At 71.4% G+C, this 21,569-nt stretch carries 17 protein-coding genes; 10 read left to right on the forward strand and 7 right to left on the reverse strand.

What is annotated here, in order from left to right; all coding sequences use genetic code 11:
• Nucleotides 1-126: 126 nt before the first annotated feature.
• Entirely contained in the window at nt 127-1,251 is a 1,125-nt protein-coding gene (locus tag RM479_RS11965; protein ID WP_311511780.1) for a galactokinase family protein, read from the reverse strand.
• Between the two features lie 132 nt (nt 1,252-1,383).
• Between RM479_RS11965 and RM479_RS11970 the strand changes: the two genes are divergently transcribed.
• From RM479_RS11970 to RM479_RS11990, 5 genes are all read left to right on the forward strand, one after another.
• A complete protein-coding gene (locus tag RM479_RS11970; RefSeq protein ID WP_311511781.1) occupies nt 1,384-2,499 on the forward strand; it encodes a YihY/virulence factor BrkB family protein in 1,116 nt (371 codons plus the stop codon).
• Between the two features lie 159 nt (nt 2,500-2,658).
• Entirely contained in the window at nt 2,659-3,825 is a 1,167-nt protein-coding gene (locus RM479_RS11975; RefSeq protein ID WP_311511782.1) for a glutamate--cysteine ligase, read from the forward strand.
• A gap of 32 nt (nt 3,826-3,857) precedes the next feature.
• On the forward strand, nt 3,858-5,099 hold the full coding sequence (locus RM479_RS11980; protein ID WP_311511783.1) for a M20 family metallopeptidase: 1,242 nt from the start codon (nt 3,858-3,860) through the stop codon (nt 5,097-5,099).
• A gap of 171 nt (nt 5,100-5,270) precedes the next feature.
• On the forward strand, nt 5,271-6,371 hold the full coding sequence (locus RM479_RS11985; RefSeq protein WP_274808140.1) for an adenosine deaminase: 1,101 nt from the start codon (nt 5,271-5,273) through the stop codon (nt 6,369-6,371).
• Nucleotides 6,368-7,009, forward strand: a complete 642-nt coding sequence (locus RM479_RS11990) for a PH domain-containing protein (RefSeq protein ID WP_311511784.1) — start codon at nt 6,368-6,370, stop codon at nt 7,007-7,009. The genes RM479_RS11985 and RM479_RS11990 overlap by 4 nt, the downstream gene beginning before the upstream one ends.
• Before the next feature lie 542 nt (nt 7,010-7,551).
• Here RM479_RS11990 and RM479_RS11995 read toward each other — a convergent pair.
• Nucleotides 7,552-8,376, reverse strand: coding sequence for a purine-nucleoside phosphorylase (locus tag RM479_RS11995; protein ID WP_311511785.1), 825 nt, complete (start codon nt 8,374-8,376; stop codon nt 7,552-7,554).
• A gap of 238 nt (nt 8,377-8,614) precedes the next feature.
• On the opposite strand from RM479_RS11995, the gene RM479_RS12000 reads away from it, so the two are divergent.
• From RM479_RS12000 to RM479_RS12010, 3 genes are all read left to right on the forward strand, one after another.
• Entirely contained in the window at nt 8,615-9,997 is a 1,383-nt protein-coding gene (locus tag RM479_RS12000) for an NAD(P)H-quinone dehydrogenase (protein WP_311511786.1), read from the forward strand.
• An 81-nt stretch (nt 9,998-10,078) separates the two neighbouring features.
• Entirely contained in the window at nt 10,079-10,429 is a 351-nt protein-coding gene (locus RM479_RS12005; protein ID WP_311511787.1) for a TFIIB-type zinc ribbon-containing protein, read from the forward strand.
• Nucleotides 10,430-10,444: 15 nt separating this feature from the next.
• Complete coding sequence (locus RM479_RS12010; protein WP_311511788.1) at nt 10,445-11,080, forward strand: AAA family ATPase; 636 nt, start codon at nt 10,445-10,447, stop codon at nt 11,078-11,080.
• A gap of 60 nt (nt 11,081-11,140) precedes the next feature.
• Here RM479_RS12010 and RM479_RS12015 read toward each other — a convergent pair whose 3' ends face one another.
• Together RM479_RS12015 and RM479_RS12020 are read right to left on the reverse strand one after the other, a co-directional pair.
• A complete protein-coding gene (locus RM479_RS12015) occupies nt 11,141-12,397 on the reverse strand; it encodes a chemotaxis protein CheA (protein WP_311511841.1) in 1,257 nt (418 codons plus the stop codon).
• A gap of 172 nt (nt 12,398-12,569) precedes the next feature.
• Nucleotides 12,570-14,021 carry a dicarboxylate/amino acid:cation symporter gene (locus tag RM479_RS12020; RefSeq protein WP_311511789.1) on the reverse strand — a complete coding sequence of 484 codons (1,452 nt, stop codon included), beginning with the start codon at nt 14,019-14,021 and terminating at the stop codon, nt 12,570-12,572.
• A 441-nt stretch (nt 14,022-14,462) separates the two neighbouring features.
• Between RM479_RS12020 and RM479_RS12025 the strand changes: the two genes are divergently transcribed.
• Nucleotides 14,463-14,879, forward strand: a complete 417-nt coding sequence (locus RM479_RS12025) for a Uma2 family endonuclease (protein ID WP_311511790.1) — start codon at nt 14,463-14,465, stop codon at nt 14,877-14,879.
• A gap of 54 nt (nt 14,880-14,933) precedes the next feature.
• On the opposite strand, the gene RM479_RS12030 is transcribed toward RM479_RS12025, so the two are convergent.
• The 3 genes from RM479_RS12030 to RM479_RS12040 all read right to left on the reverse strand — a co-directional run bounded on the left by RM479_RS12030 (nt 14,934) and on the right by RM479_RS12040 (nt 18,619).
• The gene (locus RM479_RS12030) at nt 14,934-16,697 is read right to left on the reverse strand and encodes an acetyl/propionyl/methylcrotonyl-CoA carboxylase subunit alpha (protein WP_311511791.1); all 1,764 of its coding nucleotides are present in this window, start codon (nt 16,695-16,697) and stop codon (nt 14,934-14,936) included.
• 87 nt (nt 16,698-16,784) lie between these two features.
• Entirely contained in the window at nt 16,785-17,012 is a 228-nt protein-coding gene (locus tag RM479_RS12035) for an acyl-CoA carboxylase subunit epsilon (protein WP_311511792.1), read from the reverse strand.
• On the reverse strand, nt 17,009-18,619 hold the full coding sequence (locus RM479_RS12040; RefSeq protein WP_311511793.1) for an acyl-CoA carboxylase subunit beta: 1,611 nt from the start codon (nt 18,617-18,619) through the stop codon (nt 17,009-17,011). Before RM479_RS12040 ends, RM479_RS12035 begins: the two co-directional genes overlap by 4 nt.
• A 337-nt stretch (nt 18,620-18,956) precedes the next feature.
• On the opposite strand from RM479_RS12040, the gene RM479_RS12045 reads away from it, so the two are divergent.
• A complete protein-coding gene (locus RM479_RS12045; RefSeq protein ID WP_311511842.1) occupies nt 18,957-21,533 on the forward strand; it encodes a phosphoenolpyruvate carboxylase in 2,577 nt (858 codons plus the stop codon).
• Nucleotides 21,534-21,569: the final 36 nt, after the last annotated feature.

Raw genomic sequence — 21,569 nt, forward strand, 5'->3', positions numbered from 1 at the left:
CCGCGATGCGAAGGTCCGTGGTCACGGCCTCCACTCTGTGGGATCGCAGAAAGAGTAGCGGGGTTCCACGGATCGTCCCCGATCCGGGCATCGGGGACGATCCCGAGACCCGTATCGGGGAACGGTTCAGCGGAGCCGGTGGGCGCCGGCCGCCGGCAGGGCCGCGCGCACCCGTGGCGCGGGTCGGCCCCGATCGGCGGCCTGGCCGGCCAGGGCGTCGCAGACGTCCGCCACCCGGTCCTCGGCGACCAGGGCCAGCGCGGTGCCCGCCCACCCGGTCATGCGCACCCCCCGCGCCCCGGCCCGGCCGGCGGCCTCCACCGCCGCCTCCACCTCGGGAAGCGCGAGCCCGGACCGCCGCAGCGACAGGTGCGACGCCGTCAGCACCACGCCGACCTCGCCGAAGCGCTCGGCGCGCAGCAGCCCCACCACCGCGTTGAGCCGGTGCACCTCGGTCACCGCGTGCTCCACCCGACGGCGCGACGGGGGGGAGGGCAGCGCGGTCAGCGCGGCGGGCAGGTCGCGGACGGCCCGTAGCGGCCCCAGGGTCCTCTCGGCGCGCTCCAGGTCGGCGGTGTACCCGGCCCGGGGGTCCCGTCGGTGCAGCGCCCCGGTGTCCACGACGAGCAGGCACAGGTCCTCGGCGGCCGGGTCGAAGGGCAGCACCGTGGTGCCGGAGGTGCGCAGGTTCACCCGGACCGCGCAGCCGGGGCGGCCGGCCAGGGCCACCCGCTGGTCGACGGTGTCGCCCTCCGGCGGCGGGCCTCCGGCCAGGTCGGCCAAGGCCAGCGACACCGCCGCGCCGACCGCGCCCGCGTACCCCAGCGAGGCGTGCTCGGGCAGGTCCGCGCCGAGCATCACGCGCAGCCCCGTGCCGGCCTCCAGCAGCCCCGTGCGCCGTGCCGCGGCGGTGGCCCCGGCCACCGCCCGCCCCGTCGTCCCGCGAAGGCGCAGCGGACCGTTGAGCGTCGCCGCGCGCACGGCGGGGTCGCCGGGGACGGGGCCCACCGCCGCGGTGACCCCCCAGGGCAGCGCCGTGTACAGGCCGACCCCTCCCGACGCCGCCGTGTGCTCTCCCATCAACGCCAACCGCCCGGGGGCGTGCCAGACCCCGGCGGCCGGCCCGCCGTACAGCGTGTCGAACGCCTTCGCCAGTTCGTCGGCGTCCGGGGTCCGTGTCGGCCATTCCCCCCGGGGCCCCGCCGACCGCACACCCAACACCGCTCTCCACCGCGCCCCCGCGCCCCCCACGTCGTCTTCCTTCCCCCGGTCCGTTCCCGTCCCCACAAGTCTGCCCAAGTCCCGGAGCGCCCGGTGTGGGGCCTTCGGGGTCGGTGGGTAGGCCACTAGGGTGACGGATCGGCGAAGGTGGGGGAGGGCGCGGTGACCTCGGTGCTGGACAGGGCGCGAGAGACGGTCCGGCACCATCGGCACGCGGCGATGGACACCTACTGGGGGTTGCGTCGTCGTCGTCCGTCCGTCGACCATCTGGTGCGGGCCTACGAGCGGTACGCCGATCGCAACGGCAACCAGTTGGCCGGCGCGGTCACCTACTTCGCGTTCCTGTCGTTCTTCCCCCTGCTCGCCCTGGCCTTCGCCGCGGTCGGGTTCGTCCTGGCCACGTTGCAGATCGAACTGGCCGGGCAGTTGGAGCAGGCGCTGGACGACGTGCTCCCGGGATTGTCGGAGCAGTTGCCCATCGAACAGATCGCCGGCGCGCGGGTGGGCGCCGGTCTGTTCGGCCTGGTGGGTCTGCTCTACGCCGGCCTGAACTCGGTGTCGGCGCTGCGCGAGGCCCTGCACTCGATCTGGCTGAAGAACCTCAACGACGGCCCGAACCTCTTCCTCCGCAAGGGCGCCGACCTGCTGGTGATGATCGGACTGGGGTTCTCCCTGCTGCTCACGGTCTCCGTCACCGGTATCGCCCAGGCGGCGACCCGGTGGCTGCTGTCCCTGGTCGACCTGGACGACTCGATCGTGGCCAACCTGGCGTTGCGCCTGCTGGCACTGGTCATCGCCATCGCCGCGAACATGCTGATCTTCATGCTGGCGTTCGCCGTGTTGTCGGGCAGCGGGCGCCCGACACGGATGATGTGGCGGGGCGCGCTGCTGGGCGCGGTGGGGTTCGAGATCCTCAAGGCGACCGCGGCCCTGCTGCTGTCGGGGACGTTGGACAACCCGGTCTACGCCTCGTTCGCGGTGCTGGTGGGGCTGCTCGTGTGGATCAACCTGGTGATGCGCCTGGTCATGTTCAGCGCCGCGTGGACGGCCACCTCGCTGGTGGTGCCGCCGCCCTACACGGGGTCGCTCCCACTGCCGGAGGAGAACGGCATCGACTGGACCCGGCCCGCCCCCGTCACGCGGGTGCCCCCCGAGGAACTCGCCGAACACCACCGGACCCGCCGCGTCCTGGCCGTGGGTCTCTCCGCGGCCGGCGCCCTCGGGGCGGGCGGGTTCGCGGCGTGGCTACTGCGTCGACGGAACCGTCCTGTCGCCTAGTGTGACGGTCCGTTCGCGGAAAATGACAGTGAAGACCCCTCATTCCCGTATGTACGAGGTGCCGACCGGGTAGTCCTCCCCTGTCCCGGCCGAGAGTCCCGCCGGGGCAGGACCGTCCGCCGACCGAATCGATCGGTGGGAACCCCCCTCGGAGGGCAGATGGGAACCGCATTCAAGTCGTCCGAACGCGCGACGATCGGTGTGGAGTGGGAGCTTCAGCTGGTCGATCGGCGCAACCGCCACTTGCGGCAGGAGGCACAGAAGCTTCTCTCCGAACTCCCCGAGCTCAGCTCCGCGGCGGAGGCCCCTCCACTGCGCCACGAGCTGATGCAGTCCCAGGTGGAGGTCGTGACCGGGATCTGCGAGACGGTCGACGAGGCCAAGGCCGACCTGTCCGGCAGCATCGACCGGATACGCCGGGTCCTCTCCCCCTGGGGGGCCACGCTGACCTGTTCCGGCACCCACCCCATCGACGACTGGCGCGATCAGGAGTTCAGCCCCGGTGTCCGCTACCGGGAACTCGTCGATCAGATGCAGTGGGTCGCCCGGCGGATCCTCACCTGCGGCGTCCACGTGCACGTGGGGGTCCGCCACCAGGACAAGGCCATTCCCATCGTGAACGCGCTCACGAGGTATCTCCCGCATTTTCTCGCTTTGAGCGCGTCCAGTCCCTTCTGGTCGGGTCACGATACCGGTCTGGCCTCCGCCCGCTCCGTCATCTTCGGCGCGCTGCCCACCTCCGGTCCGCCGCCGAACCTCCCGAACTGGTCCGCTTTCGAGGAATACCTCGAAACCCTTCTCCGTGCGGGTACCATCGCCTCTATCAAAGAAGTGTGGTGGGACATCCGGCCGCACCCGGATTTCGGCACCATCGAGATCCGGATGTTCGACGGGATTCCCACACTGCGCGAGGTGGGAATGGCCGCCGCGCTCTCACAGAGCCTGGTGGAACTGTTCGATCACCAGCTCGACCGCGGCTACGGTCTACCGAGCCCGCCGTCCTGGCTGGTGAGGGACAACAAGTGGCGGGCCACCCGCTACGGGCTCGACGCTCGTGTCATCACGGACACCCACGGGACCACCGTCCCCGTCCGTGACGACCTCTACGAGTTGGTGCGCGAGCTGAAGCCGGTCGCGACCCGTCTGGGTTGCGCCGAGGACCTGGACCTGATCTCCGAGATCCTGGACAAGGGCGCCTCCTACGAGCGACAGCGCGCGGTCATCGCCGAGGGCGGCACCCTCGACGACGTCGTCGACATGCTCGCGGCGGAGCTCGACGACGGCCCCACCCGTGCAGGAGTCGGTGCCGGCGACGGCACCCGGTAAGACATGGGCGAACGCGAAAAGGGGACCCTCGCATGCAGGGACGAGACCTGCCGGAACAGTTGACCGCTTTTCTGGCGCGCCGTGAGCGGGACTTCATAGGCTTCCGCCGTGACCTGCACATGCACCCCGAACTCGCCTTCGCCGAACATCGCACCACCGGCCGGATCGTCGAGTACCTGCGCGGGGTCGGTCTGGCCCCGAAGGAACTGCCCGGGGGCACCGGGCTGGTCTGCGACATCGGTGCGGGACCCGGTCCCACCGTGGCCCTGCGCGCCGACATCGACGCCCTGCCCCTCACCGACGAGAAGGACGTTTCCTACCGGTCCACCGTCCCGGGCGCCGCACACGCCTGCGGACACGACGTGCACACCACGGTCCTGCTGGCCACGGGGGTCTTCCTCGCCCAGCAGGACCGTGCCGGCGCCCTCCCCGGCCGGGTCCGGCTGATCTTCCAGCCCGCCGAGGAGCTGCCCGGCGGCGCCGTCGAGGTCATCAACGCCGGAGCGCTGGAGGGGGTCGACCGCATCTTCGCCCTGCACTGCGATCCGCGCCTCATGACCGGCCGGGTCGGGCTGCGCACCGGCGGCATCACCGCCGCCTGCGACCAGCTCATGGTCCGCCTCTCCGGCCCGGGCGGGCACACCGCCCGTCCCCACCTGACCGCGGATCTGGTCTACGCCATGGGCAAGGTCGTCACCGAGCTGCCCGCCGCGCTCTCGCGCCGCATCGACGCCCGCGCCGGGTTCAGCCTGGTCTGGGGGCGCATCAGCGCCGGCTCGGCGCCCAACGTCATCCCCGACGACGCGGTGGCCGAGGGCACCGTGCGCTGCCTGGAGGACGAGGCCTGGCACGCCGCCCCCGACATCGTCAAGGGGCTGGTGGAGTCGGTCGCCGGCGCCTACGGGGCCGAGGCCGAGGTCACCTACCGACGTGGTGTCCCGCCCACCATCAACGAGGCCACCAGCGTCGACATCATGCGCGAGGCCACCGCCCTGGCCCTGGGGCCGGACGCCGCCGCGCCCACCCCCCAGAGCCTGGGCGGGGAGGACTTCGCCTGGTACCTGGAGCACGTTCCCGGCGCCCTGGCCCGGCTGGGCACCCACTCCCCGGACTGGGACGGGCCCATGCTCGACCTGCACCGGGGCACCTTCGACGTGGACGAGCGCGCCATCGGAGTCGGCACCCGGTTCATGGTGACCACCGCCCTGACCGCCCTGGGCGTCGACGGCCGCCGCACCGGCGTCGAGAACGCCGAGGAGGCCGTCTCCTTCTGAACCCCGGCTTCGCCCGGCCCCCGGAACCCCGTGGGCACCCTCCCGGGTGTCGTGCCGAGGAGGCGCTGTGACCTGGTGTCCCGGGGCGTGCGGACCACGGATCTGCCGGGTTCTCGGTAACTTCGCGTCAGGGTGGCGGGGCGTGTGCGGCGCCGATGGCATTCTGAACGTATGAACCAGCCACTCACAGTCGAACAGATCCGCCGGGCGCCCAAGGTCCTCCTGCACGACCACCTCGACGGCGGCCTGCGCCCGTCGACCGTGGTCGACCTGGCCCGGGAGATCGGCTACAAGGACCTTCCCACCTACGACCCGGCGGAGCTGGGCGTATGGTTCCGTGAGGCCTCCGACTCCGGGTCCCTGGAGCGCTACCTGGAGACGTTCGCGCACACCACCGCCGTCATGCAGACCCGCGACGCCCTCGTGCGCGTCGCCGCCGAGGCCGCCGAGGACCTGGCCGCCGACGGTGTGGTCTACGCCGAGCAGCGTTACGCCCCCGAACAGCACCTGGAGCGTGGGCTGACCCTGGAGGAGGTCGTCGAGGCCGTCCAGGAGGGGCTGGAACTCGGCGAGAAGCGGGCCGCCGACGCCGGGAGGAGCATCCGCACCGGCCAGTTGGTCACCGCGATGCGCCACGCCGCGCGCTCGTCGGAGATCGCCGAACTCGCGGTCCGCTACCGCGACGCGGGCGTGTCCGGGTTCGACATCGCCGGGGCCGAGGCCGGCAACCCGCCCACCCGGCACCTGGACGCCTTCGAGTACCTGCGCCGTGAGAACTTCCACTTCACCATCCACGCCGGTGAGGCGTTCGGGCTCCCCTCCATCTGGGAGGCCCTCCAGTGGTGCGGCTGCGACCGGCTCGGCCACGGCGTGCGCATCATCGACGACATCACGGTCACCGAGAACGGAGTCCCGCGCCTGGGTCGTCTGGCCCAGTACGTGCGCGACAAGCGCGTGCCGCTGGAGATGTGCCCCAGCTCCAACGTCCAGACCGGCGCCGCCGCGTCCATCGCCGAGCACCCCATCGGGCTGCTGCACGACCTGCGCTTCCGGGTGACGGTGAACACCGACAACCGGCTCCAGAGCGGGACCACCCTGTCGGAGGAGTTCGCCCGGCTCTCCTCGGCGTTCGGGTACGACTGGGACGACATCCAGTGGTTCACGGTCAACGCCATGAAGTCGGCGTTCCTGTCCTTCGACGAGCGGCTGGCGCTGATCAACGGTGTCATCAAGCCCGGGTTCGCGCAGTTGAAGTGGGCGGCCGACCGATGACCGGACCGGCGTCGGGCGGCAATCCCACGGTGCACTACTCGCTCTCCTCGCGTGTCCTGGCCGCGGGATGGATCGTCGTCGCCGTGCTGCTCCTGGCCGACCTGTTCCTGCGGGGAGAGGGACCGGAGATCTGGACCTACGCGTCCATCCTGGTGGTCACCGTCGCCCTCGTGTACCTGGTGTGGCTGCGTCCCCGCGTGGTGGTCACCGAGCGCGGCCTGCGGATGATCAACCCGCTGCGCGAGACCTTCGTCCCCTGGGCGGCCGTGCAGTGGGTCGACGTGGTCGACGTGCTGAGGGTGCACACGCCGGACCGGATCGTGCGCTCGTGGCCGCTGCGGGAGACCAAGCGGCAGCGGGTCCGGGACAACATGCGCCGTGAGGGCGGGTTCGTGGACCGCACGGACGAGGGGGATCCTCGGGAGCTGCGCCCCATGGACCGGGCCGCCCTCCAGCTGCGACAGGACGCCGAACGCCACAAGGCGCGTCCGCTCCCCGGCCCCATCCGGGACATCGAGGAGGCCGGCCCCGCCGCACTGGGCGCCGAGGACCGTCCGCAGACGATGGTCTCGGTGGAGGTGATCGTCGTCCTGGGCCTCACCGTGACCCTGATCGTGGCGGCGTTCCTGCTGCTCTGAACCGTTCTCCCCGGATCCGGACCCGGGCGCCCGCACCCGGGGGCGCCCGGGTCCGTCTTCGTCGGGGCGCAGGGTTGACGAGACCCCCTCCGCTCTGGTTAGGTAAGGCATGCCTAATGGAGAGTGTTCCGGGCGGACGGGCTTCGCGCGGATGGCCATCCGCCCGGACCTTCTCCCCAAGGCATCGCGCTGTTCTCACGAACAACGGGAAGAACCGGTGTCCACGCCTCCGTGAGTCCAACGGGATCTGCGGGGATCTCGCACGGAGGCGACACCGGGACGGGGCGCACACGCCTCCGGACGGAGCAGGCCGGTACCGTCCACCCCAAGGCCTCGGGGTGTACGCTCGCCACGCCGGTACCGGACGGATCCGTACGGAGGCGGCCTCGGAACGACGCGTCCGGGGGTCGCGTCGCGCACGAAGGGACCTGCGGGGGTCTCGCGCGACGCGCCCCGGAAGGCGCTCCTCCCCCTCCCGTCCTCGGGGAACGCGTATCAGGGTCCGGCGCACGCGCCGGGCCCTCGCCCGTGTCCGGAGCGGGTCAGGCCCGGATCAGCAGCCGCTTGAGGAGTTCGCCCAGTCGGTGGGCCCGCCGCCGGACGATCTCCATGGCCCGGTCCTCCTGGAACGGATCCAGGATCGCGCCCATGGCGTCGTTGCTGATGATCGACAACCCCAGGACCTCGGCGCCCATCTCCACGGCCGCGATGGTCTCCAGGGGGATCGACCGGCCCGCGACGTCGGCGCCGGCCTGGCGCAGCACCTTCGACTCGGTCGGGGTCTGCAACTGGGGCCCCAGCGTGGCCGCGTACACGCCCTCGGCCAGGGAGGCGTCCACCTCGTGGATGAGCCGGCGCAGTCGGGGGCTGTAGGCCGAGGACAGGTCGACGAACGACGGCCCGGCCAGCGGTGACCGCGCGGTCAGGTTGATGTGGTCGCTCAGGACCACCGGCTGTCCCGGGGCGATGTCCACGCGCAGGGAGCCGGCCGACCCCGTCAGGACGACCAGTTCCGCCCCCGCGGCCACCCCGGTGCGCACCGGGTGCACGATCTGCATGGGGGTGTACCCCTCGTACAGGTGCAGGCGTCCCATGAACACGACCACCCGTTTGTCGCCCACCCACATGCTGCGGACCTTGGAACTGTGGCCCTCGGCGGTCGGCGCGTGGAAACCGGGCAGCTCGGACGAGTCGAACTCGATGTCCGGGGAACCGAGCGTGTCCACGGCGTCCGTCCACCCGGAACCGAGCACCACCAGGGCGTCGAAACCGTCGGCCCCGGCGCGTGTCAGGAGTGCGTCCGCCGCCGTGGCCGCCAGCTCTCTGGCCTCTTGGGTCGTCCTCGGTGGCTGCTCTGTTTCGCTCACACAGCGGATGCTACCGCCGTGTAGGCGGATGATTCCGGAACGCAACGCAGGGGGGGCGGTTCTGGGAATGCCGGCCGAACATCGCGGCTCCGCACCGGGGTGGGTGCGGAATCCGCCGGTCCGTATGACCGACAATGGGTGTAAGCGAGAGAACCAGGTGCTGCCCCGTCATGCCCTCATCACGTCCCCGATCGGGACCCGGGGGTCGGCGGTCCGGCCGAAGAGGGAGTGAAGCAGAGTGACGAAGGTCGTGATCATCGGGGGCGGTCCCGGGGGCTACGAGGCGGCACTGGTCGCCGCGCAGCTCGGCGCGAACGTGACGGTGGTGGACCGGGACGGCATCGGCGGAGCCTGCGTCCTCACCGACTGCGTTCCCTCCAAGAGCCTGATCGCCACCTCCACCCGCACCACCTACGTGCGGGAGTCCGAGACCCTCGGCATCCAGGTGGACGACCAGATCGACGGCAAGTCCTCCGTGCACGTGGACCTGACCGCGGTCAACACCCGGATCAAACTCCTGGCCCAGGCGCAGTCCGACGACACCCGCGCCCGTCTGGTCAAGGAGGGCATCGAGGTCGTCAACGGCGAGGCCCGCCTGGTCGACCCGCACATCGTCGCCGTCGGCGACACCCGCATCCACGCCGACGTCATTCTCATCGCCACCGGCGCCCACCCCCGTGAGCTTCCCTCCGCCCGTCCCGACGGCGAGCGCATCCTCACCTGGCGTCAGCTCTACGACCTCGACGAACTCCCCGAGAAGCTCATCGTCGTCGGTTCCGGCGTCACCGGCGCCGAGTTCGCCAGCGCCTACCAGTCCCTCGGCTCGAACGTGACACTGGTCTCCTCCCGCGAGCACGTCATGCCCACCCAGGACGTCGACGCCGCCCGGGTGCTCCAGGAGGTCTTCCTGCGCCGGGGCATGACCGTGCTCAACCTGACCCGCGCCGAGTCGGTCGTGCGCACCGACGACGGGGTGCTGGTCACCCTCTCCGACGGGCGCACCGTCGAGGGCTCCCACTGTCTGATGACCGTCGGCATGATCCCCAACACCGACGGCCTGGGCCTGGAGGAGGCCGGCGTGCGCCTGGGACAGGGCGGGTTCGTCGAGGTCGACCGCGTCTCGCGCACCACCGTCCCCGGCGTGTACGCCGCCGGCGACTGCACCGGCGTCAACATGCTCGCCTCCGTGGCCGCCATGCAGGGCCGCATCGCCATGTGGCACGCCCTCGGCGAGGCCGTCTCGCCCCTGAAACTGTCCACGGTCGCCTCCACCGTGTTCACCCACCCGGAACTGGCCGCCGTCGGCGCCAGCGAGGACGACGTGCGCAGCGGCCGTATCGACGGCCGATCCGTCACCCTCCCGCTCAACACCAACCCGCGCGCCAAGATGAACGAGGTCAAGGACGGCTTCGTCAAGCTCATCTGCCGCCAGCACACCGGCATCGTGCTGGGCGGGGTCATCGTGGGCCCGCGCGCCAGCGAGCTGATCCTGGCGGTGTCGGTGGCGGTACAGCAGCGCCTGACCGTGGACGACCTCGCCCACACCTTCGCGGTGTACCCCTCCCTGTCGGGCAGTGTCACCGAGGCCGCCCGCTCCCTGATGCTGGCCTCCCCGGAGTGACCCGCCGGACCGGCCCGTCCCCGGCGCCGCGGACGGGTCGGTCTTACGCCTCCTTCACCTCCGAAGGCGTAACGTCCCGGTGTGATCTGTCCCAAGTGCCAAAGCCACATGCGCACGTTCGACCGTCAGGGCGTCCACATCGAACGATGTGACGGGTGTCAGGGCATCTTCCTGGACCGCGGCGAGCTGGAGCGCATCGTCGACGCCGAGCAGCGCCACTACGGTGTCGCGCCGCCGCCGGACCCGCAGGCCCCTCCGCTCACGCGCGGTCCCGCGCAGCCCGGGTACCCCCAACAGGGCCACCCGGCCCGCGGATACCCCGACTCGCCCCGCGGCTATCGCGGCGGCTACCCGGACTCTCCCCGCGGCTACAGCGACTCGCCGCGCCCCTATCGGCGCCGCAAGGGCTTCCTCGAACAGCTCTTCGACTAGGAGCGCCTCCGCCACGTGCACCCGCTGATCTGTACGCACTGCGGGGAGTGGGACCCGGCCCCCGACACCTCGTCGGGGGTCTCCGTGCTGCGCTGCTCCTCCTGCGCGCGCACCCGCCCGTTCCTGCGGTTGCCCCTGTACTGCGTCTCCGGGCCCAGCGGTACCGGCAAGTCGACGATCGCCGGCCTGCTGCTGGAGCGCCTGCGGGACCGGTTCGTCGTGCTCGAACAGGACCTTCTGTGGGTGGGCGGGTTGCGCGACCCCGCCGACCACCACCGACTGTTCCGCTCCACCTGGCTGCGCACCGCCGCCATGGTGCAGCAGAGCGGGCGCCCCGTCGTCCTGTGCGGCACGGTGGTCCCGCCCGAGTTCGAGCCGCTGCCCGAGCGCGCCCTGTTCACCGACGTCCACTACCTGGCGCTCACCTGTGCGCCGGAGGTCCTGGCGGAACGTCTCCGGGCCCGGCCGGCCTGGCGGGAGTGGGACGAGGAGCGCGTCGCCGAGACCCTGGAGTTCGCCGCGTGGGTGGCGGGCGAGGCCGACCGGCTCACCCCGCCGCTCACCCTGGTGGACACCACCGACGCCGATCCCGTGCGCACCGCCGACCGCGTCGTCTCCTGGATCGAGGCACTCCCCACGGCCGCGACCTGAACGAACACGAAGACCCCGGGCCGTGGGCCCGGGGTCTTCGTCGTTCGGGTCGGACGGTGGTCAGAAGTCGAAGCCGCCGAAGTCCCCGCCACCGTCGCCGAAGTCGCCTCCGCCGAAGTCACCGCCGCCGAAGTCGCCCTCGGCGCCGACGTCACCGGTGGGATCGCCCATCCCCATGCCCATGCCCATCATGGACCCCATCATGGATCCCATCATCATGCCGGCGAACATGCCCATCATCATGTCCATGCCGAAGTAGCCGCCGGCGTAGGGCGAGTAGGCCGGGCCCGCGTCGTAGTACGGCACACGGCGGCCGTCCACCTCGACCAGGCGCACGTCGTCGGGGTGCATGCCGCTGTTGACCGCCTGGGCGCAGACCGCGCAGGCCGGGACCGCGCGGGGCGAGCCGCCGGGCGGTGCCCAGGTGACGTCCTCCACGGACGGGCCGTGCTGGGGGTTGAAGAAGCAGGGGCCGCGCCGCTCCGGCACCGGGTCCCCGTTGAGCCGGGCCCGGGTCGCCGTCATGTAGTAGCGGCCGTCCTCCAGGGAGTTGGTGACCTGGCGGATCTCCTCGGGCTCGCGGATGGTGTCCAGCCGGGACTTGGCCTGGTCGTAGGCGTCCATCGCGCGCGAGTAGTCGGTGCGGGTGTCGTCGTCCACGGCGGAGATGTCGATCTCCAGCCGGGCGACGTCCTCGCCCAGGCGCACGACGTCCTCGGTGGCCATCTGCTTGATCTCGGCCAGTTCCTTGGCCTTGCGCTCGGCTTCCTTGCGGCGGTTGTTGCGGACGTACAGGACGATGCCCACGCCGATCAGCACCACGATGAGGAGCAGGACCCACAGCGTGGTGGCCCCGGCGGCGGCGGAGTCCTCCACCTGCTGTGCGGCGTCGGGGACGGCGACCAGGGTGTCGATCTGGTTGCCGCCGCCCTCGCGCAGCGCGATCTCGCGGATGGCCTCGGTGTCCTCGACGTCCGGTGACAGGACCCGGAACTCCTCCGAGCCGGCCAGCACGCCGTACAGGCCGTCGCCGACGTCGGACATGACCGGCTCCATCAGCGCGTTGAGCGCCGAGTCGGAGTTGATCGCGTCGGTCGGCAGGATCACGTAGTAGACGGGGACGTCCGCACCGGCCGCGGCGGCCTCCAGGGCTCCCTCCTCGGCGGCCGGGATCGCGTCGATGCTCGGATCGATGAAGACGCCGTCGCTCTCCAGCTCCTGGGCGATGGCGTTGCTGTCGGGGGCTTCCACGGTGTCGGCGACCGCGGGTGTCACCGCGGAGCTCACCACCGCGGCCGCGATACCGGCGGTCAGCACGGTGGGCGTTACCAGGCGGCGCAACATGTCGTTCCTCTCGCTTCCCTCACACCTCTGGGACGAATGGAGGGTCCCTCAGGTTCCCATGGTGACGGGTCTCTCCGCTCTCCCCGCGCACGCGCAGCGGCCCGCCGGACTTCCGGCGGGCCGCTGCGGCGGAATGAGGAAGGGGTCATCCCTCCGCGGTGCCCGCGGGTACCCTCGCGGTCTCCTCGGAGTCCTTCCGGTCGGCCTCGTCGGTCTCCTCGTCCAGCGGGACGAAACCGGAGGCGTCACGCGGCGCGTTGTAGCGGGCCAGGTCCAGGATGCCCTCGCGCTTGGCGACGATCGCCGGGATCAGTGCCTGACCGGCCACGTTCACCGCGGTGCGGCCCATGTCCAGGATCGGGTCGACGGCCAGCAGCAGACCCACGCCCTCCAGGGGCAGTCCCAGTGTGGACAGGGTCAGGGTCAGCATGACGGTGGCGCCGGTGGTCCCGGCGGTGGCGGCCGAGCCGATCACCGACACGAACACGATGAGCAGGTAGTCCGTGAGGCCCAGGCTGATGCCCGGGAAGAACTGGGCGATGAAGATCGCCGAGATCGCCGGGTAGATCGCGGCGCAACCGTCCATCTTCGTGGTCGCGCCGAAGGGGACCGCGAACGCGGAGTAGTAGCGCGGCACGCCCAGGTTCTGCTCGGTGACGCGCTGGGTGACCGGCATGGTGCCCATCGACGAGCGCGACACGAAGGCGAGCTGGATCGCGGGCCAGGCGCCGGTGAAGTACTTGATCGGGGACAGGCCGTTGAGGCGGGCGACCACCGGGTAGACGACGAACAGCACCAGGGCCAGGCCGATGTAGACGGTCAGCGTGTACTTGCCGAGGGCGCCGATGGTGTTCCAGCCGTAGCTGTAGACGGCGTTGCCGAGCAGGCCGACGGTGCCGATCGGGGCCAGGCGGATGACCCACCACAGGGCCTTGAGCACGACCTGGAGCGCCGACTCGGTGAACGAGATGAACGGCTCGGCGGCCTTGCCGGTCTTGACGGCGGCGATGCCCAGGACGATCGCGATGACGATCAGCTGGAGGACGTTGAAGCCCAGCGAGGTGCTCGCGTCCAGGCTCAGGGAGCCGTCGTCGCCGACGGTGACCGAACCGGACGTGTCCGCGGCCAGACCCAGGAAGTTCGCGGGGACCAGGCTCTCGATGAACGCCAGCCACGAGCCGGTGGTGGAGGGCTCGGCGACGGCACCGGGGTCGACCGCGCTGTTCAAGCCCGGTCGGATGAGCAGGCCCAGGCCGATGGCGATGGCCACCGAGACCAGGGCGGTGACGGCGAACCACAGCAGGGTCTTCCAGGCCAGCCGCGCGGCGTTGGTGACGTTGCGCAGGTTGGCGATGGAGGAGATGACGGCGAGGATGATCAGCGGCGGGACGATGGTCCGCAGCAGTGAGACGAAGGTGCCGCCGATGGTCTGGAGGGTGACGGCGAGCCAGTTCGGCTCACCCTCCTCCCCGACGGGGCCGATCTGGAGGGCGACGAAGCCCAGGACGAGACCGAGGACGAGGCCCAGGAGGACCTGGACACCGAACGACGGAAGCGGGAAACGCCGCTTCCCGACCGTGGAGGTCTGTGCGGACACGGAAGTGACTCCAAGCGGATGGGTGTGGCCGGAGCGCGGGCACGACACGGCGATCGGCCTGTGGGCGTGCTGGATCTCCGGCTCGGGGAATGTGTGCGTGTGTCACCGGAGGAAGGGGTGACGGTGGGGGCGGGGGATGGGTGCGCGGCGCGCTGCCTCGACGGGCGCGCTCAGGCCTGGCTACACGCCTGACAACCGCGGCGGCACAGGTCGATGTGCCAGCGGCGGGTCAGTCCCCAGATGTTCGTCACAAGCGAGAACGATATACGGCCTTTTCTGCCTTTTCCATAGGTCGAGACCGAGGTTTCTTACATCCGATGACCGGATCGTCGCCCCCATCGGTGTTCCCGTCGCTCTTCCCGTGCCGGGTGCGGCGAGAATCACCCTCCCGGGGGTGTGGATGCGATGATGCGCGGAAAGCACCCCGGTGAGGTGAGGGACATGGCCACCGTGAGCGACGAGAACGATCCGGTGATCGGAGACGACATGTCCGCACCCGCCGTGGCCGCACCGTCGGCCAGGGAGTTCGGCCCCGACGTGACGGTCGTGCGCAAGGAGGCGTTCGCACGGCTCGAACAGACCTGGTTCCCGCCCGAGGCCGTGGAACTCGTCGAGGTGGTCTCTCCCGATTCGGTCGATCGAGATCGGGAGCGCAAGCCGGAGCTGTACGCCAAGGCGGGGATCCCGCACTTCTGGCGGGTGGAGCACGAGGGTGACGAGGCCGTGGTCCACGTCCACGCACCGGACCCGGCCCGGGGCGAGTACGGGAAACCCTCCATCCACCGCAAGAGGCTGGAGCCCTCCGTGCCGCACCCCGTGGACATCGACATCGACCTGTCCGACCTGCTGAACCACTGAGCCGACACGTAGGGGGGAGGCACCGCCGGCGCCTCCCCCCTACGTGTCCGGGCGCTAGGCGTCCTTGATGTCGCAGATGACGGCGCCGTTGCCAACGGCCTCGCCCGCGGTGACCTTCAGGCCGGTCACGGTGCCGGAGCGGTGCGCGGCCAGGGGCTGCTCCATCTTCATGGCCTCGATCACCACCACGGTGTCGCCCTCGGACACCTCCTGGCCCTCGGCCGCGACGACCTTGACCACGGTGCCCTGCATCGGCGACACCAGGGCGTCGCCGGAGGCGGCGGCCGTGCCGCCGCCGGACCGGGAGGCGCGCTTCTTCCTCCCCGCCGCCGGGGCTGCCGGGGCCGCCCCCACGTTGAGGGAGGCGGGCAGCACCACGTCGATGCGCTTGCCGCCGACCTCCACCGTCACGGTCTCGCGCGCGACCGGCTCGGCCTCGCCCGGGGTGCCGGACCACGGCTCGATGCGGTTGTCGAACTCGGTCTCGATCCACCGCGTGTAGACCTGGAACGGTTCGTCCGGGTCGGCGGGGGCGAACGCCGCGTCCTCCACCACCGCCTGGTGGAAGGGGATCACCGTCGGCATGCCGCCCACCACGAACTCCGCCAGCGCCCGCCGCGCCCGCTCCAGCGCCTGGGTGCGGGTGCGCCCGGTGACGATGAGCTTGGCGACCATGGAGTCGAACGCCTGCGGCACCGTGAACCCCGCCTCGCAGCCGGTGTCCACCCGCACGCCCGGCCCGGCGGGCAGGGCCAGGTCGGTGATGGTCCCCGGGGCGGGCATGAAGTTCCGGCCCGCGTCCTCGGCGTTGATCCGGAACTCGAAGGAGTGCCCGCGCACCTGCGGGTCCCCGTACCCCAGCTCCTCGCCGTCGGCGATCCGGAACATCTCCCGCACCAGGTCGATGCCGGTGACCTCCTCGCTCACCGGGTGCTCGACCTGGAGGCGGGTGTTCACCTCCAGGAAGGAGATGGTGCCGTCCACGCCCACGAGGAACTCGCAGGTGCCCGCGCCCACGTAGCCCGCCTCCTTGAGGATGGCCTTGGACGCCGAGTACAGCCGGTCCATCTGGTCGGCGGACAGGAACGGGGCCGGGGCCTCCTCCACCAGCTTCTGGTGGCGGCGCTGGAGCGAGCAGTCCCGGGTGGAGACGACCACGACGTTGCCGTGGGAGTCGGCCAGGCACTGGGTCTCCACGTGCCGGGGTTCGTCCAGGTAACGCTCCACGAAGCACTCGCCGCGCCCGAACGCGGTGACGGCCTCGCGCACCGCCGACTCGTAGGCGTCGGCCACCTCCCCCAGGGTGTGGGCGACCTTCAGCCCGCGCCCGCCGCCGCCGAACGCGGCCTTGATCGCGATGGGCAGCCCGTGCTCCTCGGCGAACGCCACGACCTCCGCGGCCGAGTCCACCGGGTCCGGGGTGCCCGCCACCAGGGGGGCGCCGACCTTCTGGGCGATGTGGCGGGCCTGCACCTTGTCGCCCAGGGCGGTGATCGCGGCGGGGGGCGGCCCGATCCAGGTGAGCCCGGCGTCGATGACGGCCTGGGCGAAGTCGGCGTTCTCGGCGAGGAACCCGTAGCCGGGGTGGACGGCGTCGGCCCCGGACTCGGCGGCGATCCGTAGGAGCTTGCCGATGTCGAGGTAGGAGTCGGCCGGGGTGGATCCGCCCAGGGAGTGGGCCTCGTCGGCGAGTTTGACGTGCAGCGCGTCCAGGTCGGGTTCGGCGTAGACGGCGACGCTGGTCAGTCCGGCGTCGCGACAGGCGCGGGCGATGCGCACGGCGATCTCGCCGCGGTTGGCGATCAGAACTTTACGCACGGTGGAGATCCTTCTGCTGTGACGTGGGGCGGATGCGCCGACCGCCCCGAGTCCGGGTGGTGGTGTGGGGTCGGAACGCGAACGGACTCATCGGAGGCTCGTGCGCCAGGCGCCCGGGCCGGGGCGCAGCGGGGCGCGGACGCCCCGTGAGCGGTCGCGCCAGCCGGAGGGCCGTGTCGGCTCGGTCGGCGTCTCCGCCGCGGCGCGCGCGGCGGCGGCCCGGGCGGCGAGCACCGCGGTGAGGGCGGCGATCTCCTCGGCGGTGGGCTCGCCCCGGACGACGACCAGGTGCGGTGGCGTGTGACGGGCGCTCACAGCGGGATGTTCCCGTGCTTCTTGGGGGGCAGCTGCCTCCGCTTGTTCGCGAGCGCGCGCAGCGCCTTGGTGACCTGTACCCGGGTCTCCGACGGCAGGATGACCCCGTCGACGTAGCCGCGTTCGGCCGCCGAGTAGGGGTTGAGGAGCGTGTCCTCGTACTCGCCGATGAGCCGGGTCCGCTCGGTCTCGACGTCCTCGGCCGCCGCCAGGGTGCGCCGGTGCAGGATGTTCACCGCGCCCTGGGCGCCCATGACCGCGATCTGCGCGGTGGGCCAGGCCAGGTTGATGTCGGCGCCCAGGTGCTTGGATCCCATGACGTCGTAGGCGCCGCCGAACGCCTTGCGGGTGATCACGGTGAGCAGCGGGACGGTGGCCTCGGCGTAGGCGTACAGCAGCTTGGCGCCGTGGCGGATGATGCCGTCCCACTCCTGGTCGGTGCCGGGCAGGAACCCGGGCACGTCCACGAAGGTCAGCACCGGGATGTTGAAGGCGTCGCAGGTGCGCACGAACCGGGCGGCCTTGACGGACGCGTCGATGTCGAGGCAACCGGCCAGGCTCATGGGCTGGTTGGCGACGATGCCGACGGAATGTCCGTCCACGCGACCGAACCCCACCACCATGTTGGTGGCGAACAGGGAGTGGACCTCCAGGAAGTCCCCGTCGTCCACGACGGTCCCGATGACCGTCTTCATGTCGTAGGGCTGGTTGGCGGAGTCGGGGACGAAGGAGTCCAACGCCCGGTCGGCGTCGTTGACCTCCTCGCCGGGGTCCTCCTCGGGGGCCAGGACGGGGGCGTCCTCCAGGTTGTTGCCGGGCAGGTGCGCCAGCAGGGCCTTGACGTAGTCGAGGGCGTCCTGCTCGTCCGCACCCATGTAGTGGGCCACACCCGACCTGGTGTTGTGGGTGCGGGCGCCGCCCAGCTCCTCCATCGAGACGTCCTCGCCGGTGACGGTCTTGATGACGTCGGGGCCGGTGATGAACATCTGCGAGGTCTCGTCGACCATGACGATGAAGTCGGTGAGGGCGGGGGAGTAGACGTGCCCGCCGGCCGCGGCCCCCATGATGAGGGAGATCTGCGGGACGACCCCGGACAGATGGGTGTTGCGCTTGAAGATCTCGGCGTACAGGCCCAGGGAGACGACGCCCTCCTGGATGCGCGCGCCGCCGCCCTCGTTGATGCCGACGACGGGGCACCCGTTGGTGAGGGCGTGGTCGAGGACCTTGCAGATCTTCTCGCCGTAGACCTCACCGAGCGATCCACCGAAGACGGTGACGTCCTGGCTGAACACGGCGACGGGACGACCGTCGACGGTGCCGTGTCCGGTGACGACGCCGTCCCCGTAGGGCCGGTTGCCGCCCAGACCGAAGTTGGTGGACCGGTGCCGGGCCAGTGCGTCGAACTCGACGAACGACCCGGGGTCGAGCAGGGCGTCGATGCGCTCGCGCGCGGTCATCTTGCCCTTGGCGTGCTGTTTCTCGACGGCGCGCGCGGATCCCGCGTGGACCGCCTCGTAACGGCGTCGTTGCAGGTCGGCGAGCTTGCCCGCGGTGGTGTGGATGTCGATCTCGTCCGCGGACAGTGGTTCAGGGGCTTCGGTGGCCATAACTAGTGAGGTTAACTCCGAGGGACGGCGGGGCGCGTACGCGCCCTGGGGTTACCCGCCGGTAGGCGAGACTCGATGCACACGGCCTCCGAGCGGCCCCGGCACGGCGAATCGCACCCCCCGGGCCATCCGAAAACCGTGACCCGGTGTGAATTCCGCTCCTTTTCGGAACAATTGTTAACGCATCGGCAAAGGCTCGGAAATGAACCCCCGACGAGGCCTCCGAGCACCTGTTCTCTGTAGGGTCTGCCTTATGACAGCGGTAAGCGCAGAGCGCGCCAGCGCGCGCCAGGAAGTGCCCGAACAGCTCAGGAATGACGTCAAGCTGCTCGGCGAGATGCTCGGGACCGTTCTCGCGGAGAGCGGCGGCGAGGATCTGCTCGCCGATGTCGAGAAACTCCGCCACGCGGTGATCGGCGCCCGCGACGGTTCCGTCTCCGGTGAGGAGATCACCGCACTGGTGGCCGCGTGGCCGCTGGAACGCGCCAAGCAGGTCGCCCGAGCCTTCACCGTCTACTTCCACCTGGCCAACCTGGCCGAGGAACACCAGCGCATGCGCACCCTGCGCGAACGCGACGACGCCGACAACCCGCCCCGGGAGTCCCTGGCCGCGGCCGTGCGCGCCGTCCGCGAGGGCGCCGGTGACGCCGGGGGCCGGCACCTCGACGCACTGGTCGCGGGCATGGAGTTCCACCCCGTGCTCACCGCCCACCCCACCGAGGCCCGCCGCCGCGCCGTCTCCACCTCCATCCTGCGGATCAGCGCCCAGCTCGACGCCTGGCACGGCTCCCACGAGGGCAGCACCGAGGCGGCCGAGGCGCACCGCCGCCTGTTGGAGGAGATCGACCTGCTCTGGCGCACCTCCCAGCTGCGCTACACCCGGCTCGACCCGCTCGACGAGGTGCGCACCGCCCTGGCGGCCTTCGACGAGACCATCTTCTCCGTCATCCCGCACGTCTACCGGTCCCTGGACCGGGCCCTGGACCCCGAGGGCACCGGCGTCCGCCCGCCCCGCGCCGTCCCGTTCGTCCGCTACGGGACCTGGATCGGCGGCGACCGCGACGGCAACCCCTTCGTCACCCACGAGGTGACCCGCGAGGCGGTGCGCATCCAGTCCGAGCACGTGCTGCGCGGCCTGGAGACCGCCTGCGACCGGACCGCCCGCACCCTCACCGCCTACGGCAACCTCACCCCCGCCTCCCCGGCGCTGCTCGACGCACTCGCCTCCGCCCGCGCCGGACAGCCCTCGCTGCTGGCGGAGATCTCCGAGCGCTCGCCCAACGAGCCGCACCGCCGGTTCCTGCTGTACGCCACCGCCCGGCTGCGCGCCACCCGCGAACGCGACGCCGACCTGGCCTACCCGAACGCGGAGGCGTTCCTCGCCGACCTGCGCGTCGTCCAGGAGTCCCTGGCCGCCGCCGGGGCGAACCGGCAGGCCTACGGGGAGCTCCAGCACCTCATCTGGCAGGCCGAGACCTTCGGCTTCCACCTCGCCGAACTGGAGATCCGCCAGCACAGCGAGGTGCACGCCGCCGCCCTGGCCGAACTGCGCGAACACGGCCCCGACGGTGAGCTGTCCGACCGCACCCGGGAGGTGCTCGACACCATCCGGGTCATCTCCTGGGTCCAGGAGCGGTTCGGTGTGGAGGCCTGCCGGCGCTACATCGTCAGCTTCACCCGTTCCGCCGACGACATCGCGGCCGTGTACGCGCTCGCCGAGTACGCGCTGCCGGCCGACCGCCGCCCGGTCCTCGACGTCATCCCCCTGTTCGAGACCGGTGCCGACCTGGACGCCTCTCCCAAGGTGCTCGACGGCATGCTCGAACTGCCGCAGATGCAGGCACGACTGGAACAGAGCCGCCGCCGGGTCGAGGTGATGCTCGGCTACAGCGACTCCGCCAAGGACGTCGGCCCGGTCAGCGCCACCCTGCGGCTGTACGACGCCCAGGCCCGGCTGGCCGCCTGGGCCCGCCGCCACGACGTGCGCCTCACCCTGTTCCACGGCCGCGGCGGTTCGCTGGGTCGGGGCGGCGGACCGGCCAGCCGCGCCCTGCTCGCCCAGGCGCCCGGCTCGGTCGACGGCCGCTTCAAGGTCACCGAACAGGGCGAGGTCATCTTCGCCCGCTACGGTCAGGCCGACCTGGCCCGCCGCCACATCGAACAGGTCGGCCACGCCGTCCTCATGGCCTCCACCGATGACGTGCAGGAACGCGAGCGCTCCGCGGCCCTGAAGTACCGTGCGCACGCCGACACCATCGCCGCCGCCGCACAGGAGGCGTACCTGGAGCTCATCAACGGCGACGGGTTCGCCGCCTGGTTCTCCCGGGTCAGCCCCCTGGAGGAACTGGGAGAGCTGCGCCTGGGCTCGCGCCCCGCCCGCCGGGGCGCCGCGCGCGGCCTGGGCGACCTGCGCGCCATCCCGTGGGTGTTCGCCTGGACCCAGACCCGGGTCAACCTGCCCGGCTGGTACGGACTCGGCACCGGCCTGGCGGCCGTGACCGACGTGTCCCTGCTCCAGGCCGCCTACCGCGAGTGGCCCATGTTCGCGTCCCTGCTGGACAACGCGGAGATGAGCCTGGCCAAGACCGACCGCACCATCGCCGAGCGTTACCTGGCCCTGGGTGATCGACCGGAACTGAGCGAGCGGGTCCTGGCCGAGTACGACCTCACCCGGACCCTGGTCCTGCGGGTGACCGGGCACACCAGGCTGTTGGAGAGCCGCAAGGTGCTCTCGCGCGCCGTGGACCTGCGCAACCCGTACGTGGACGCGCTGTCCCACCTCCAGCTGCGCGCCTTGGAGGCGTTGCGCTCGGAGGACGCCGGCACCCTGTCGTCCGAGGACCAGCAGCACCTGGAGCGGCTCCTGCTGCTGTCGGTCAACGGCGTCGCCGCCGGTCTCCAGAACACCGGCTGACCGTCCCCGCACGCGACGGCGTCCACGAGGACCGTC

Origin of the sequence: Nocardiopsis lambiniae (assembly GCF_031845465.1) — a bacterium.
Lineage (GTDB): Bacteria > Actinomycetota > Actinomycetes > Streptosporangiales > Streptosporangiaceae > Nocardiopsis > Nocardiopsis lambiniae.

What these genes read in the sequence shown, in the direction of transcription:
- RM479_RS11975 (WP_311511782.1), top strand. Translation starts at nt 2,659, where the DNA reads ATGGGAACCGCATTCAAGTCGTCCGAACGCGCGACGATCGGTGTGGAG.
- RM479_RS11980 (WP_311511783.1), top strand. Translation starts at nt 3,858, where the DNA reads ATGCAGGGACGAGACCTGCCGGAACAGTTGACCGCTTTTCTGGCGCGC.
- RM479_RS11985 (WP_274808140.1), top strand. Translation starts at nt 5,271, where the DNA reads ATGAACCAGCCACTCACAGTCGAACAGATCCGCCGGGCGCCCAAGGTC.
- RM479_RS11990 (WP_311511784.1), top strand. Translation starts at nt 6,368, where the DNA reads ATGACCGGACCGGCGTCGGGCGGCAATCCCACGGTGCACTACTCGCTC.
- RM479_RS12025 (WP_311511790.1), top strand. Translation starts at nt 14,463, where the DNA reads ATGGCCACCGTGAGCGACGAGAACGATCCGGTGATCGGAGACGACATG.
- RM479_RS12040 (WP_311511793.1), bottom strand. Translation starts at nt 18,619, where the DNA reads ATGGCCACCGAAGCCCCTGAACCACTGTCCGCGGACGAGATCGACATC.
- RM479_RS12045 (WP_311511842.1), top strand. Translation starts at nt 18,957, where the DNA reads ATGCTCGGGACCGTTCTCGCGGAGAGCGGCGGCGAGGATCTGCTCGCC.